Genomic DNA, 14,623 nt, shown 5'->3' with positions numbered 1-14,623 from the left:
GTCAGGGAGCCACCAGTCCGCGGAGCAGTTCGGCACTGTTTCGCGCGCCCTGGATCATCAGCCGGGAGACCTCCTCGACGCCGCCGATGTCGCCGAACATCGCCGGCAGGACGTAGACGGCGAAGAGGAAGCTCGCGACGATGCTGCCGACGTTCGTCATCGCGACGACCACGATGAGCTTGAACAGCGGCACGTCGAGCATCTCCCTGACGAGTTCGCCGGGCGGCCGGGTCTCGTCGGACAGAAGCTCGTTGAGCGTGCCGATATCGCCGACGTTCACCGTCAGGTGACGCAACTCGACGTAGCCCGTGAACCAGCCCGGCGCGAGAAGCGGGTTGATCGAGGTCATCCACGCGACCGCGCCCCCGACGCCGGCCGAGGACCACCGCGCGCCGGCCAGCTTCGCGAACCCGGCCGCGAAGGCGGCGTTGATCAGGAACCACGCGCCGAACAGCCGAAGCAGGAAGCCGTTCCGGACCCCGGCCATCGCGAGCAGGACGAAGAAGCCGACGAACCCGACCGTGATCCCGTAGCCGACGAGCTTCTTCCAGGGGAACCCCTGCCCCGACTCCTCGCCGACCAAGTCGGCCATCGGCGGCAGCGTCTCCGGGCTCGCGAGGTACGTCTCGATCCCCGCGCGGTGGCCCGCGCCGACGACGGCCACCACGTCGCGGCCGGCCTCCCGCAGCGCGACGAGCCGGTGGGCGATGAACGCGTCCCGTTCGTCGATGAGCGCCTCCGCGCCGCCCGGCGAGAACTGTCTGAACTCCTCCATCATCATCGTCACCACGTCGGTGTCCGTGAGGTCCTCGATGTCGATCTCCTCGATCCCGCCGTACTCCGCGTCTCCGGAGGGTCTCGCGAGCCCGACCAGTCCGAGCAGCGTCGCGCCGACGATCCCGACGGACAGCCCGAGCGCGAGCCCCAGCCCGAGGCTCCCGATCGCCCGGACCGTGAGCCCGCCGAGGTACGCCGCGACGAGCCCGTCGGCGACGCCCGAGGCCGCCACCGCGAGACCCGCGAGCGGTCCGGCCGCGGCCGCGGCGTACAGCCGCGCGTCGGGCGAGAGGCCGGCCTTCCCGACCTGGTCGACGACGAGCGCGACCAGGACCGCCGCGAGCATCCCCGCGGTCACGCTGGTCAGGAGCGGCTCCGTGACGCCGAAGGAGCCGCCGAAGAGCCCGATCGCGGGCCCGGCGATCACGCCGATCAGGATCCCGGCGACCACCCCGACGACGCGGGAGTCGGTGACGCCGAAGGCGAGTCCGCCGACCATCCGGAGCTTCTCGATCAGGGTCATGCGCGCCCAGAACCGCTGGATCGTGGTCTGGATCTCGCGGTCGACCAACGCGACGTCGATCCCGAGGCGCTCGGCGACGTCGACGGCGGCTTTCATGTCCGCGCCGGGCTCGATGTCGAACCGCTCGCCCAGTTGCGCCTGGACGTACGAGAGCATCCAGTAGGCGAGGAACTGAAAGACCGTGTTCCCGCGCAGCAGGTCGCTCGCGTCGAGGTCGTCGGGGGTCTCACCCTGCATCTGCCGGTAGCGACCCTCGTCCAGTTCGACGGCGACGACGTCGGGCTCCTCCCGCGCTATCGCCTCCTCCACCTCCTCGACCGAGCGCTCCGAGACGTGTGCGGTACCGACGACCGTCACCGACCCGGACTCGCGGCCCTCGGCGGCGATTGGAGTGCTCTCGGAGGGGGCCGACGCGGCGTCGGCCGGTCCCTCGGGCGTCTCTGTCATCACCCCGACGTACTGCGTCACGTCGTTTAGGGTTTGTGAGTCGATATCGAGCGCCCGCGACCAGTCGGACAGGGGCACCGAGCCCCACCGAGACCGCCGCGAGTTCGACGCGTCGGTCCCAACAGATTTGTATCCACACCCCGCGCATGTCCCCGTATGTCGCGGCTGTTGCCCTCCCTGCCGGACCCCGAACCCGACGACCGCGAACCGCGCGTCGTCGGCGTCGACGACGAGGAAGCCGACGAGCTGCTCGCGGCGCTCGGCTCAGAGACCGCTCGGAACGTCCTCTCGACGCTTCACGAGAGGCCGGCGACGACGTCCGAGCTGGCCGACGAGCTCGACACGTCCCTCCAGAACGTCCAGTACCACCTCTCGAAGCTCAGCGACGCGGAGGTCGTCGACGTCATCGACACGACCTACTCGGAGAAGGGTCGCGAGATGAACGTGTACGCGCCCGCCGACGAGCCCCTGGTCTTGTTCGCGGGAAGCCAGGAGCAGTCCTCCGGGATCAGGACGGCGCTGAAGCGGCTGCTCGGCGGCTACGCGCTCCTCGGACTCGCGGCGTTCGCCGTCCAACGCCTCGCGGCGATGGCGAGCCCCGACGCCACGGCCGGACAGTACGGGGCCGCCGGCGGCGACGATGCCGGAGGCGGCGGTACCGATGGCGGAGACGGCGGGGACGTCGGGATCGCGACGGAGGAGTCGGACGAACCCGCGACGGGACCGACGGTGGACGCGGAGCGAAGCGACGGGGTCGTCGACGTCGTCGTCGACTCGGCGAGGGACCTCCTCGTCGATATCGGGGCGGCGCTCACTGAGCCGGGCGTCGTCTTCTTCCTTGGAGCCGCGCTCGTGTTCTCGATCGGCTGGTTCTACTGGTACCGGCGGAGTCGGGGCGCTCCCTGATCGTCGGGGGTGATCGAACGATCGGCGACCCCGCGCTCGTCGCGTCGATCGATCGACGATCGGACCCCGTCGCGTCCGACGAGCGGGGACAGCTATTCATGCGGGTGTCACCATCTCCCCGTATGGAACACGAAGCCGAGGTCGTCGGGGTCGGAGCCGGCTCGGCACCCGGCGGCGACGTCCCGGCGGTGGTCCTCAGCGTCCGCGACGAGTACGTCCCCATCTTCGTTAGCGGCGACCAGGCCCGCTCGATCGGTACCGTCCTCGAGGGCGAACCGTTCGACCGCCCGCTCACGCACGACCTCCTCGTGGAGATACTCACCGAGTTCGGCGGGGCGATAGACCGAGTGCGGATCGACGATCTCGCGGACGGGACCTTCTACGCGAAGGTCGACGCCGAGCGCTACGAGTCCGGCGAGCCCGAGCGGTTCGTCTTCGACGCGCGGCCCTCCGACGCGCTGGCGCTGGCCGTCCGCGTCGAGTGTCCCATCGTCGTCTCCGAGGAGGTGATAGACGAGGCGGGTCGGCCGCCGGACTCGATCCGCTTCGGCGACGGTCGCCGCGACGATCCGTAGCCGTGGGGCGCGTCGCTGCGAGTGCTGTAGCCGCGGGTTGAAGTGACCGCCCGACCGAGCGGACCCATGAGCGACCCGGACGACGAGTCGGCGGAGGACGGAACGGAGCCGGCGGTCGGCGCGAGCGACGCGACCCTCGCCGAGTCCCACACGGAGATGACCGAGATGCTTCTGCCGAACGACACCAACAACCTCGGCCGGGCGCTCGGCGGGGCGGTGTTACACTGGATGGACGTCTGCGGCGCGATAGCGGGCATGCGATTTTCTCGCCGACAGGTGGTCACCGCGTCGATGGACCACGTCGACTTCATCGCGCCCATCGAGATGGGCGAGGTCGTCGTGATCGAGGGGTACGTGTTCAACACCGGACGGACGAGCCTCGACGTGAAAGTCGAGGTCCACGCGGAGAACCCGCGGACCGGCGAGGAACGCCGCACGACGGCGTCGTACTTCACCTTCGTCGCGCTCGACGAGGAGGGCCAACCGACCGAGGTTCCGGACCTCGCGTGCCCGACCGACGCGGAGGAGGCCCTCCGGACGCGCGCGGTCGAGGGACGCCGCGAACAGCTCCGCGAGGTCGTCGACCGGTACGACCTCTAAGTCCCGGACTCGTCGATCCGAACGCTCGCGCCCTCGGCGTCGTACGCGCGGGTCACGCGATCGATCAGGTCGCCGAGGGTCGCCGCCGCGGAGAGGTGGCTCGAACACCCGCAGTCGGACGCGCCGAACCCGTCGACCGGTCCCGCCGGGAGCCGGGCGGCCACCGCGCACTCGGCGTCGACGCCGGGCGCGTGGACGACGCGGTCGACCCGCGCGTCCGTCTCACCGAGCAGGTAGTCGACGTGCCAGTGGCGCACGTCGTGGTCGCCGCGGGCGGTTCGTCGGTGACGGCTGACTCGCGAGAACCCGCCGGAGCCGAGCGCGCTGCCCGTGTACGCGTACCCGCCGGCGGGGAACCGGCGCTCGCCGAGCGCGCCGACGGAGAGGCTGGTCGTCGAGGACAGTTCGACGAGGAGGGTGTAGGTTCCGCCGACGGCGCCGGCCGGGAGGTCACGAGCCGTCCGCGAGGACGCGGCCGCGTTCGGTTCGGACACGGTCTCAGGCGGTCGGCTCCGGCGGCTCGCTCGCGGCCGGCCGGAGCGTTCCGACCAGGTCGGTGGCCTCGTCGGTGAGGTCGTAGGCGTCGTGGAAGTCGTCGGGATCGCGGTCGCGACCCGACAGTGCGCCGACGACGCCGGCGATCCGGTCGTAGTTGTCGCGGACGAGTCCGCCGACGATCCCCGGCGTCCCGGCCCGCTCCGCGAGCTCCTCGGCGGCCGAGCGCCCCGCGTACACCCGCCGCTCGTCGGGATCGACGAACACCATCGCGAACGGCCGCGCGCCGAACTGGGCGTCGAGGAACGGGCCGACGGGGTCTGCCTCCCACGGCACCGCCGCCACGTCGTCGAGCCGGCGGAGCGCGACCGCCGCGATCGAGCAGTACGGGCAGTCGCCGTCGAAGATCAACACCGGCGATCCGGCGGTGTCACTCATGATTCGATCTACGTTCGGGGGCGACTTAAGCGGTCGCCCGCCGCGTCGCGCGGTCCCGTCTCGCGTCCGAGCCGGCTAGTGCGAGTGGCCGAGCGCGTCCTGGAGCGACTGGCCGAACCGCTCCTCGAACAGTTCCTCCGCGGTCTCGTTCATCTCGGCGATGTCGTCGGGGACGCCGCCCTCGCTGTGGTGAGCGATGACGTGCGCCTGTTGGGCCATCGCCTGGACGATCACGTCGGTGACGACCCGCGTCGACGGTTCGCCCTGCTCGCTGAGCACGTCGACGAGGCCGGCGGGCAGCTCGAACGACTCCTCCTCGCCGTCGGGGCCGGTGACGGTGTAGGTCTCGGTGTCTCCCATACTCCCCACTCGCGGTCGGGACATAAGGGTCTGTGGAAACCGCACTCGACGCGCACGAGCGGGGATGGTCGCCGGATCGCGCGCCGCGGGGGATGGCGCTCGTTCGCGTTCCACCCCGTTCGCACTCACCCGTGCGTCGAGATCGCCCGGACGGAGAAGCCGGAGGCGGCGACCGCGAGCAGGTAGATCCCGATCGCGACGACCACGATCGACCCGCCGGAGGGAAGCTCCCCGCCGATCGCGACCGCGAACCCGCCGATCACCGACAGCTGCCCGAAGATCACCGATAGGTACGTCGTCTCCCGGAAACTCCGGGCGATCTGGGAGGCCGCGGCGACGGGAACGACGAGCATCGCGGCGACGAGGATCACTCCCAGCACCTGCATCGCGCCCACGACGACCACGGCGGTCAACACCACGAGGAGCGTGTTGTAACCGGTCACGTTCAGCCGCGCGACGCGGGCGGCCTGCTCGTCGAAGGTAATGAAGAGCAGCTGTTTGTAGGTGGCCGCGACCGCGACGACGACGACGACGGAGAGGGCGGCCATCAGCCGCGCGCCCTCGACGGTCACCACACCCAGGTTGCCGAAGAGATACCCCTCGATGGCGATCCCGGTGAGCCCGCGGCCGTAGCTGACGATCAGCGTCCCGACGGCGAAGCTCCCCGAGAGCATGATCGCGATGGGCACGTCGCCGTAGGCGTCGGTTCGTTCCGTGAGCCACTGAACGCCGAGCGCGCCGACGATCCCGACGACGAGCGCGACGAGCAGCATCGGACCGTTCCACCCGGTGACGGCGTTCAAGAGGAAGCCGAGCGCGACCCCCGCGAAGGCGGTGTGTGCGAGCGTCTCCCCGATGAGCGCCATCTCACGGTGGACGAGGAACGTCCCGACGAGCGGGGCGACGACGCCGACCAGCACGCCGGTCGCCATCGACTGCCACATGAACGGGTGTCTGAACACGTTGGTCCCGAACGCGGCGTCCATCACGCGACCCACCGAGCGGAAGCCGGCGTACAACTCGCTCGCGATCGGGAGGTCCTGCGCCCAGTAGAGCAGCACGAACCCGATCATGGCGGCCGCCAGGGCGGCGGCGGCGGCCACCCCCGCGAGCTCGATCGTTCGGCGGGGACCGCGCGTCGATCCGGCCGCGTCGACGGTCCCCGCGTCGTCGCTCGTGTTCTCCGGTCCCTCGCCGGTCATGGGTGGTGGTGGTGGACGACCTGTCCGGTCGCGCCGTAGGCGTCGGCCAGGGCGTCGCTCTCGACGAACGACTCGGTGTCGCCGTGGTGGTACAGTTCGGTGTTGATACACGCCACGTGGTCGGCACGATCGGTGACGACGCCGATGTCGTGTTCGATCAACACGATCGTGATGCCGTCGTCGTTGAGCCGGTCCAAGAGCGCGTAGAAGGCGTCCCGCGACTCGGCGTCGACGCCGACGGTCGGCTCGTCGAGCGCGAGCAACTCCGCCTCGCTCGCCAGCGCGCGGGCGATGTACGCGCGCTGCCGCTGCCCGCCCGAGAGTTCGTTCATCAACCGATCCGCGAGATCGACGATCTCGACCGTCTCCATCGCGGTCGCGACCGCCTCCCGGTCCGCCTCGCCGAGCCGACCGTGGCCGACGTGGGCGAACCTCCCCATCGTGACGCACTCGCGGACGGTGACCGGCATCGTGCCCCCCCGGCTCGTCGCCCGCTGGGAGACGTACCCGATCCGGCTCCCGTCCTCGACCGCGTCGATCGGGCGGTCGAACAGCCTGACGGTCCCCTCGTCGGGAGTGTGAAGCCCCAGCATGAGGTGTAAGAGCGTGGTCTTCCCGGAGCCGTTCGGGCCGACGAGCCCCAGGAAGTCGCCGGCCTCGACCGTCAGCGAGACGTCTCTCACGGCGACGGTGTCGCCGTACGCGAACGTCACGTTTTCGAGCTCGATGACCGGGTCCACTGTGTGTCTCCTTGTTCCGTCCTTCGGCGGTTTAGCTCTTCGATCCGATCCGGCGAGGCGGTCGGCGGCGATCACTCGGCACCGAGCGCGCGGCCGAAGGCGGGGAGGTTGACCTCGAGCATCTGCTCGCGGTAGCCGTACCCCGCCTCGTTCCACTCTCTCGTCGACCCGCCCACCGGCGTCACCGCCATCGTCTCCGTCGCGTCGCTGTTCTCGACGATCGTCTCCGCGAGGTTCGGCGACTCGAACCGGTCGTACAACACCACGTCGATCCCGTTGTCGTCGACGACCGCGACCGTGTCGGCGATGTCGCTCCCGCTCGGCTCGTTCTGCGGCGACACGCCGACCGGCGAGTGGACCTCGAAACCGTACCGCTCGGCGAGGTACTGAAACGAGTCGTGGCCGGCGAGGACGACGACGTCGCGCTCTGCGGCCTCAACGGTGGTGGCGAACGCCTCGTCGACCTCCTCGAGCTCCGCCGCGTACGCCTCGGCGTTCTCGGCGTAGTCGTCGGCGTTGTCCGGATCCGCGTCGCCCAGCCCCGCCGCGATCGTGTCGACGACATCCGTCGCGAGGACCGGATCGACCCAGACGTGCGGGTCGATCTCGCCTTCGTGGTCGTGGCTTGCCTCCTCTTCGTGGTCGTGGCTTCCCTCCTCGTGTGATTCCTGTCCGTGGTCCCACGCGAGCAATCGCTCGTCGAGACCGCTCAGGCCGTCGATGACGACCACCTCCTCGTAGTCCGACTCGAGCGTCGACGCGATGTCCTGTGCCCAGGTGAACTCGGGACTGTCGAAGTAGACGAAGACGTCGCTCGCCGCCACGTCGGTCGCGAGAGTCCCGCTCGGCTCCCAGCCGTGACCGAGCTGTCCCACGTCGACCGGGTTCGTGAACGTCGCGTGATCGCCGGCGATCCGGTTCGCCCAGTCGTAGAGCGGGAAGAACATCGCGTATCCGGAGTCGATCCTGTCGCCGGATCCGCTCGTCTCGTCCCCGTCGTCCGCGCCCGATCCGCCGCCCGCGCCCGCACACCCCGCGAGGGCGCCGACGGCGCCCACGCCGAGCATTCCTGCGCTCCGCCGCAACACCGATCTGCGCGTGTCGTCCATACCTATCGCAACGTCCGTTTAACACAAAAGTGTTGTTATTTCATAACTCATAGTTAATAACATTGGGTGGCTGGCGGTCGCGAGTTAACAACGACCCCGGACTGCCGAATCGGTGACCCGTCGGACCGTATCGCCGCGTCGCTACGCGTCGAACGCGCGACGGAGGGCGTTCAGGCGAGTCTCCCACGTCTCCCGCGAGAGCCGCGCCTCGGGCGCGAACGTCTCGTAGGCGTGGTAGGCGCCGGGCCAGAGGTGGAACTCGGTCTCGACTCCGCCGGCGAGCAGCCGCTCCGCGTAGGCCCGCGTCTCGTCGCGGAAGGCGTCGTGGGTCCCGACGTCGAGGTACGTCGGCGGCAGCCCCGAGAGGTCCTCGACCCGTCCGGGCGCGGCGTACGGCGGGAGGTCGCCCGCGCCGCTCAGTTCGTCGAGGTACGCCTCCCAGGCCCGGACGTTCATCCCGCGGTCCCAGATCCCGATGTCGGTCACCTGCTCGCTGGACTCGGTGACGTTTCGGTCGTCCAACATGGGATAGATCAGGTGTTGGTGACACAGGTCGGGTCCGCCCTCGTCACGCGCGCGGAGCGCCACCGCGGCCGAGAGCCCAGCGCCGGCGCTCTGGCCGCCGATCGCGATCCGGAGGGCGTCCGCGCCGAGGTCCGCGGCGTTCGCCGCGACCCATTCGAGCCCGGCATAGCAGTCGTCCACCGGGGCCGGATACGGGTGTTCGGGCGCGAGCCGGTAGTCGACCGAGACCACGACGCAGCCGAGTTCGTCCGCCAACCGCTCGCAGGTGGGGTCGTCCTGGTCTAAGTCCCCCAACACCATGCCGCCGCCGTGGATCCAGTAGACGCACGGCAGCGGCCCTTCCGCGTCGACGGGTCGGTAGACGCGCAGCGGGAGGTCCCGGTCGTCCGTCGGACCGGGTGCGGCCACGTCCTCGGACTCGACGCCGGGGCGCTCCGGCATCTCCTCCAGCATCGCCTCAAGCAACTGCGTCATGCGCTCTCGCGTGCCGGGCAGGTCGTCGAAGTCGACGACGTTCGCGAGGAGGAACTCGTCCGGGATCTCCTCGAGAGCGGCCGACAGCTCCGGGTCCATCGGGGGCAGATCTCGCGCCATGGTACCGAATGTCTCGCTAACGCGATAAACGTCGGGATCGATCGGGCGGGTTGCCGCTACGAGTCGATCTGGTCGCGACTCGATCGGGGGCGACTCCGGCGGGTCACGACTCCGTCAGATCCACCACCGTCGCGTCCGCCAGCTCGGCGAGCCGGTCGGGCTCGATCGGGAACACCGCGCTCGGAGTCCCCGCCGCGGCGTACACCGTCTCGAACGTCCCGAGCGTCGGGTCCATCACGGTCGGGACCGCCTCGTCGTGACAGATCGGCGGGACGCCGCCGATGCTCCAGCCGACGACCTCGCGGATCCGTTCGGGGTCGCCCATCGAGGCGGACGACGCGCCGAAGTGCTCGGCGACGGCGTCCAGATCCAGGCGGTTCGCGCCGCTCGTGATCGCGGCGACGAGGTCGTCGGGTGAAATACGACTGCCGGAGGCGCGTCGCGCCCCGTCGTCGTCGCGGTCGCCGCCGGAGAGCGAGATCACGATGGTCGAGGCGATCGCCGCGGTCTCACAGCCGACCGCGTTCGCCGCGGCCGCCGCCGTCTTCGTGCCGGCGTCGAACTCCAGGACCTCGACGTCGACGCCGTACCGTTCGTGCGCCCGCTCCGCGAACTCCGAGGCTCGCTGATGCATGCCGGATCCCGCGCAGTCGTGCGGTATCAACCCTCGGGATGCGGTGAACGTCGGACGATCCGGAAGGTCTCGGGGCGACCGCGGCCTCGCCGCAGCCCCGACCTCGCTGCAGTCCCGTGGCGTCCGCGCGACCGCCGGCCGCTCACCGCGTCCGCAGCTCGTCCTTGTCCTTGATCACGCGGGCGTCGCCCTCCCCGGAGGTCACCTCGTTGACGAGGTCGTAGAGGTCGTTCTGTAACCCGGCGGGGAAGGTGAGCACGCCGACCCACGAGCCGTCGTTCTGCCACTCCTCGCGCTCTAAGTCGCCGAACTCTCGAACCTTCGCCTGTCCGGACCCCGCGTAGTCCGCGGGCAGTTGGACCGCCATCGTCACCTCCTCGAACCGGATCGGGATGACGGGGCGGAGCGCCTCGAGCGCGTCGTCGACCTGGTTCTCGACCGGCTCCATCGGGTCGATCTGGAAGCCCGCCTCCTCCAGCGCGCGTTCGATCCGCTCGGGCGGGTGCGGCGAGTCGTCCATCTGCGGGTTCACGGCGTTGCGCGTGATCGTGTTCACGAGCTGTTTGTGCTTCCGCTCTTGCATCTCCTCGCGTTGCTCGGCCGTGATCTGGATCTCGCCGCGCTCGACGATCTGCGGGATGATCTCCAGTGGATCGGTCGTTCCGAAAACCGTCTCCAGGTCCTCCTCGGCGGGCCTATCGCCTCGAGACGCGTTCTCGAAGACGTCCTCTGCGGCGATCACCTCCTCCAGTTCGCCCTCGAACTCCCCGCGTTTCATCGCCAGCGCGGCGTCCGGGTCGATGAGGACCTCGAACCGCTCCCCGTGTGACTCCAGTCTGGCGGTCACCGCCTCGTCGAGTGAGATCATGCGTGAGGCTTCTCGCCCCGTGGTAAAAAGCCTCCCGCGCTATCGACCCCACCCCTCGCGACACGCCTCCCCGCAGAAGTGTCGTCGTTCGATCTCGCCGTCCTCCACCCACGTCACCGTCCGCCTCTCGACGCCGAGGGCGGGCTCCCCGCAGGACGCACACCGGGGCGCGGACTCCTCGTCCTCCTCGCCGAGATCGGATGTCGGATCCACCATACCCGCCCGTGGGCTCGCGGCCACTTGAACCCGCGAAGCGCGGCAGTTCTGGCCGGGCGAGGGGGTCGCTCCCGTCCGCTTTCCCCGCTGTTTGCTCTCCACTCGCTCACTCGACGCGCGCGGCCGGGTGCGCGACGTCGAGTTCGACGTTCGCGTCGGGGTCGGCGATCGTCCGCTCGCGGCCGTCCGGCCAGCGCACGACGACGCGCTCCGGTCTCGCGTCCCCGAGCCCGAAGTGCGCGACCGGCTCCGTCTGACAGAGGTAGCCCCCGCCGGCGTCGATCACTCGCCGCTGCGTTCCGCCGCCCGCGACGCGGAGCCGAACGGTCGCCCCGCGGGCCGGCGCACCCTGCGGCGTCGTCGGACGGACCCGGATCCGGTCGTTGTCGGCCGCGGCCGGCGCGGCGTACACCGAGATCGGCTGGGCCGCCACCTCGCCGTGGACGACGACGAGCTCGAGGACCCCGTCGCCGTCGAGGTCGGCGGCGACCGCGCCCGTGCCGAACCCCGTCGGCTCCGTCGCCGCGCCGACGTCGCCGGGGGCCCAGCGGGGCCCGTTCGCCGCGTCGTCGACGTCCGTCCCCGTCGGATCGACCCGCTCGAAGAGCCGGCTGGCCTCGCCGAAGCCGTTACAGAACAGCTCCTGTCGCCCGTCGTTGTCGAAGTCGGCGGCGACCACCGACCGGACGCCCTCCGCCGCGCGAAGCGCCGACGGCGCGACGTCGCGGTACCGTCCCTCGGCGTCGGGTCTGAGCAGCCGGCTGTGTCCCTCCCAGTTGCCGACCGCGAGCGCGAACGACCCGTCCTCGTCGACCAGCGCGACGCCCCGAGCGTCGCCGGCGGGGTCGGCGAGGTCGGGCCCGCCGTCGACCGGCTCGTAGTGGCCGCCGTCGTTGCGGAACAGCCGGTTCGGTCCGGCCTCGACGCCGACGAACAGGTCGGTGCCCTCCGAGCAGAGGGGGCCGGGGAGCAGCGACCGGCAGCCGTCCTCGACCGCAAGCCCGACCGCGTCGGCCATGTCGGAGGCCTCGCCGTCGTCGCCGAGCTCGTAGAACGCCAGCGGCGCGCCGTAGCTGGCGACGGCGACCCCGTACCGCCCGGTGCCGAGCCGATCGAGCGCGGCGACCGAGCGGCCCGCCCGGAAGTTGAGCCGGTCGCCGTTGACGGGCAGCGCGAACGTGTCGGTCCAGCGGTACTTGTCCGCCTCCAGTCGGTCGAGGAGGAGGTCGGAGTCGCCGGCGACGCCGACGCTGTTGGCGCAGTTGTGGACGTATATCTCCTCGCAGCCGTCCGCGTCGACGTCGGCCGCGCACACCCCCATGGCGTGTCTGTCGCCGTCGGCGACGATCCCGCACGCGGTGTTCGAGAAGCGCCCCGACCCGCCGTCCTCGCGGGCGTACAGTCGGTTCGGCTCCCCGTATCCGGCGACGAAGACCAGCGGTCCGTCCCGTCCGGGCGTCACGGCGACGCCGTACCCGCGGACGGGATCGGCGTCGGCGAGCAGATCGGAACGGTCCGCGAACATGGCCGCCCGTCACCGCCCAGGGGTAATGAACGCACGGGTTGGATCCGCCGCCGCGCGGTTTGCCTTCCTATCCCCTCACGCCCCGTACCACGCTCCACGTCCTCGGCGTCGAGCCGTACTTCTACGTCCCGACCGCGGGGTTCCCCCTGAACGGAATGTGACCGCGACACCGGCGTCGCCGGCGCGGGACCTCCGTCACGCGTCGGTTGGTTGGGATTACTCCCCGTGTCAGGGGTTCCGGGATCCGCCGGGCTGATCCGGGCAGTACAGCCGGGAGTCGCTACTAAGCGGTCCTTATCGGCCGCGGCAGAGACCCGTCAATCGTCGGAGACCACCGGTCGAGAGTAAGCCGAGCGAAATCTGACCACGACGACGCATAACAAACCTGGGCCGGGTCGTGACGTGCGCTGTGGTTCACACGAGGGTTGCGGCCGAGCGATCGGAGGACAGTTCGACGAACGAAACGCGACGGCCGAGCTGAGTTACAACGCACATGGAATCTTCAACGAAGAAACTTATCGCGGTCGTACTCGCGGCGGTGATGATGAGCTCCGTCGCGGGGATGGTCGGAGCGCAGGAACTGCGGCCACAGGTCGATGCTCCGGCAGGCAACGACGCCACGGTGGCGTTTTCCGACCAGACAACGAACGGCACGGCGGTGACCGTCGATTCGGTCAACACGTCCGACGGTGGATTCGTCGTGATCCACGACGATAGCCTGCTCGACGGGGAGGTCACCGGGAGCGTGATCGGCGTCTCGGAGTACCTCGAGCCTGGGGAACACGAGAACGTCACCGTCACGCTGTTCGATGACGTTCCGGGAGCGACGTTCGACCGAACGGAACTAACCGGAAACGAGACGCTGATCGCGATGCCGCATCGCGACACGAACGCGAACGGGACCTACGACTTCGTCGCGACCGACGGGTCGGAGGACGGTCCGTACGTCGCCAACGGGTCGGCGGTCACCGATGCGGCGAACGTCACCGTGGAGGCCTCGGAGACCACCGGCGAATCGTTCGTCGTCGATGATCTGACCGCGCCCGAGGTCGTCGAACGGGGCGACGCGCTGGACGTCACTGCGACCGTCGAGAACCCCAACGACGAAGCGGACACACAGACCGTGGAGTACCGATTCGACGGTAACGTATCGGCCCGCGAGGAGGTCAGCCTCGATGCCGGCGAATCGACCGACTTCACGACCACGGTCAACACGTCGGAGATCGATTCCGACGCGTACATCCACGGCGTGTACACGCGTGAGGACGGGCAACCGGCCCGAGTCCTGATCGTCGACGAGATCGTCTCCTTCGGAGTCACGGACCTCACCGCGCCCGAGTCCGTGACCGCGGGCGAGAACGTCACCGTGAACGCCACCGTCTCGAACCCCAACGAGTTCGCCCACGAACAGCCGGTCCAGTTCCGGTTCGACGGCGACCTCGTGGAGACCCGAACCGTCGACCTCGACGGCGAGAACTCGACGACCGTTCAGTTCGAGATACCCACTGACGGGACTCCCGCAGGCACGTACATCCACAGCGTCTTCTCGAACGACTTCGGGCAGGACGCGATCATCACGATCGAAGCCCCGGACGACGAGAGTGGGGATACTGACGACGGCGATGCCGACGACGGCGACGCTGACGACGGTGAGGATGCCGACGAAGGCGAGGACGCTGACGACGGCGAAGGTGCCGACGACGGCGAGGACGCTGACGACGGCGAAGGTGACGATAGCGATGCTGGCGACGACTCCGGTGAAGACGAGAGCGACGACGATGCTGACGGCGGCGAGGACGCTGACGACGGCGACTCCGGTGAAGACGAGAGCGACGACGATGCTGACGGCGACGACGATGCTGACGACGACGACTCCGGTGAAGACGAGAGCGACGACGGCGAAGATGGAGGTGCCGACGACGGCGAAGGTGCCGACGACGGCGACGCTGAAGACGGCGGCTCCGGCGAAGACGGCGAGGCCGATAACGACGACGCTGACGACGACTCCGGTGATGACGAAAGCGACGAGGCGCAGCCGGAAACTCCTGAGGACGGGTAGCTAACCCGGTTTCCTCAGTTTCGCACCTTC

The 14,623-nt window shown here is 69.7% G+C and carries 16 protein-coding genes; 4 read left to right on the top strand and 12 right to left on the bottom strand.

Going from position 1 to position 14,623, the window contains the following annotated elements; translation table 11 throughout:
* Position 1: 1 nt before the first annotated feature.
* Entirely contained in the window at positions 2 to 1,747 is a 1,746-nt protein-coding gene (locus NO889_RS14420) for a TraB/GumN family protein (protein WP_256412927.1), read from the bottom strand.
* A 156-nt stretch (positions 1,748 to 1,903) separates the two neighbouring features.
* Between NO889_RS14420 and NO889_RS14415 the strand changes: the two genes are divergently transcribed.
* The 3 genes from NO889_RS14415 (at position 1,904) to NO889_RS14405 (ending at position 3,828) form a co-directional block, all read left to right on the top strand.
* Positions 1,904 to 2,653, top strand: coding sequence for an ArsR/SmtB family transcription factor (locus NO889_RS14415; RefSeq protein WP_256412926.1), 750 nt, complete (start codon positions 1,904 to 1,906; stop codon positions 2,651 to 2,653).
* A gap of 122 nt (positions 2,654 to 2,775) precedes the next feature.
* A complete protein-coding gene (locus NO889_RS14410; RefSeq protein ID WP_256412925.1) occupies positions 2,776 to 3,228 on the top strand; it encodes a bifunctional nuclease family protein in 453 nt (150 codons plus the stop codon).
* Positions 3,229 to 3,384: 156 nt separating this feature from the next.
* Positions 3,385 to 3,828: an acyl-CoA thioesterase gene (locus tag NO889_RS14405; RefSeq protein WP_256412971.1), complete on the top strand. Its 444-nt coding sequence runs from the start codon at positions 3,385 to 3,387 to the stop codon at positions 3,826 to 3,828.
* On the opposite strand, the gene NO889_RS14400 is transcribed toward NO889_RS14405, so the two are convergent.
* From NO889_RS14400 to NO889_RS14350, 11 genes are all read right to left on the bottom strand, one after another.
* Complete coding sequence (locus NO889_RS14400) at positions 3,825 to 4,322, bottom strand: GIY-YIG nuclease family protein (RefSeq protein ID WP_256412924.1); 498 nt, start codon at positions 4,320 to 4,322, stop codon at positions 3,825 to 3,827. The genes NO889_RS14405 and NO889_RS14400 overlap by 4 nt on opposite strands.
* Before the next feature lie 4 nt (positions 4,323 to 4,326).
* A complete protein-coding gene (locus tag NO889_RS14395; protein WP_256412923.1) occupies positions 4,327 to 4,761 on the bottom strand; it encodes a thiol-disulfide oxidoreductase DCC family protein in 435 nt (144 codons plus the stop codon).
* A gap of 75 nt (positions 4,762 to 4,836) precedes the next feature.
* Entirely contained in the window at positions 4,837 to 5,121 is a 285-nt protein-coding gene (locus tag NO889_RS14390) for a DUF7545 family protein (protein ID WP_112078223.1), read from the bottom strand.
* Between the two features lie 125 nt (positions 5,122 to 5,246).
* Positions 5,247 to 6,323 (bottom strand): metal ABC transporter permease, encoded by a 1,077-nt coding sequence (locus NO889_RS14385; RefSeq protein WP_256412922.1) that lies wholly within the window; start codon positions 6,321 to 6,323, stop codon positions 5,247 to 5,249.
* Positions 6,320 to 7,063 (bottom strand): metal ABC transporter ATP-binding protein, encoded by a 744-nt coding sequence (locus NO889_RS14380; RefSeq protein ID WP_256412921.1) that lies wholly within the window; start codon positions 7,061 to 7,063, stop codon positions 6,320 to 6,322. The genes NO889_RS14385 and NO889_RS14380 overlap by 4 nt, the downstream gene beginning before the upstream one ends.
* 71 nt (positions 7,064 to 7,134) lie before the next feature.
* A complete protein-coding gene (locus NO889_RS14375) occupies positions 7,135 to 8,172 on the bottom strand; it encodes a metal ABC transporter solute-binding protein, Zn/Mn family (RefSeq protein WP_256412920.1) in 1,038 nt (345 codons plus the stop codon).
* Between the two features lie 141 nt (positions 8,173 to 8,313).
* Positions 8,314 to 9,291, bottom strand: coding sequence for an alpha/beta hydrolase (locus NO889_RS14370; RefSeq protein ID WP_256412919.1), 978 nt, complete (start codon positions 9,289 to 9,291; stop codon positions 8,314 to 8,316).
* 103 nt (positions 9,292 to 9,394) lie between these two features.
* On the bottom strand, positions 9,395 to 9,925 hold the full coding sequence (locus tag NO889_RS14365) for a YbaK/EbsC family protein (protein WP_256412918.1): 531 nt from the start codon (positions 9,923 to 9,925) through the stop codon (positions 9,395 to 9,397).
* Positions 9,926 to 10,067: 142 nt separating this feature from the next.
* Entirely contained in the window at positions 10,068 to 10,793 is a 726-nt protein-coding gene (locus NO889_RS14360; protein ID WP_256412917.1) for a ribosome assembly factor SBDS, read from the bottom strand.
* Between the two features lie 39 nt (positions 10,794 to 10,832).
* Positions 10,833 to 11,009, bottom strand: a complete 177-nt coding sequence (locus NO889_RS14355; RefSeq protein WP_256412916.1) for a DUF7576 family protein — start codon at positions 11,007 to 11,009, stop codon at positions 10,833 to 10,835.
* A 106-nt stretch (positions 11,010 to 11,115) separates the two neighbouring features.
* Positions 11,116 to 12,534 (bottom strand): CRTAC1 family protein, encoded by a 1,419-nt coding sequence (locus NO889_RS14350; protein WP_256412915.1) that lies wholly within the window; start codon positions 12,532 to 12,534, stop codon positions 11,116 to 11,118.
* 544 nt (positions 12,535 to 13,078) lie between these two features.
* On the opposite strand from NO889_RS14350, the gene NO889_RS14345 reads away from it, so the two are divergent.
* Positions 13,079 to 14,593: a DUF7282 domain-containing protein gene (locus NO889_RS14345; RefSeq protein WP_256412914.1), complete on the top strand. Its 1,515-nt coding sequence runs from the start codon at positions 13,079 to 13,081 to the stop codon at positions 14,591 to 14,593.
* The last annotated feature ends 30 nt before the right edge of the window (positions 14,594 to 14,623 follow it).

Source organism: Halorubrum rubrum (assembly GCF_024494685.1).
Lineage (GTDB): Archaea > Halobacteriota > Halobacteria > Halobacteriales > Haloferacaceae > Halorubrum > Halorubrum rubrum.
The sequence above is the reverse complement of the archived record's forward strand: the minus strand, read 5'-3'. Positions and strand labels throughout refer to the sequence as shown.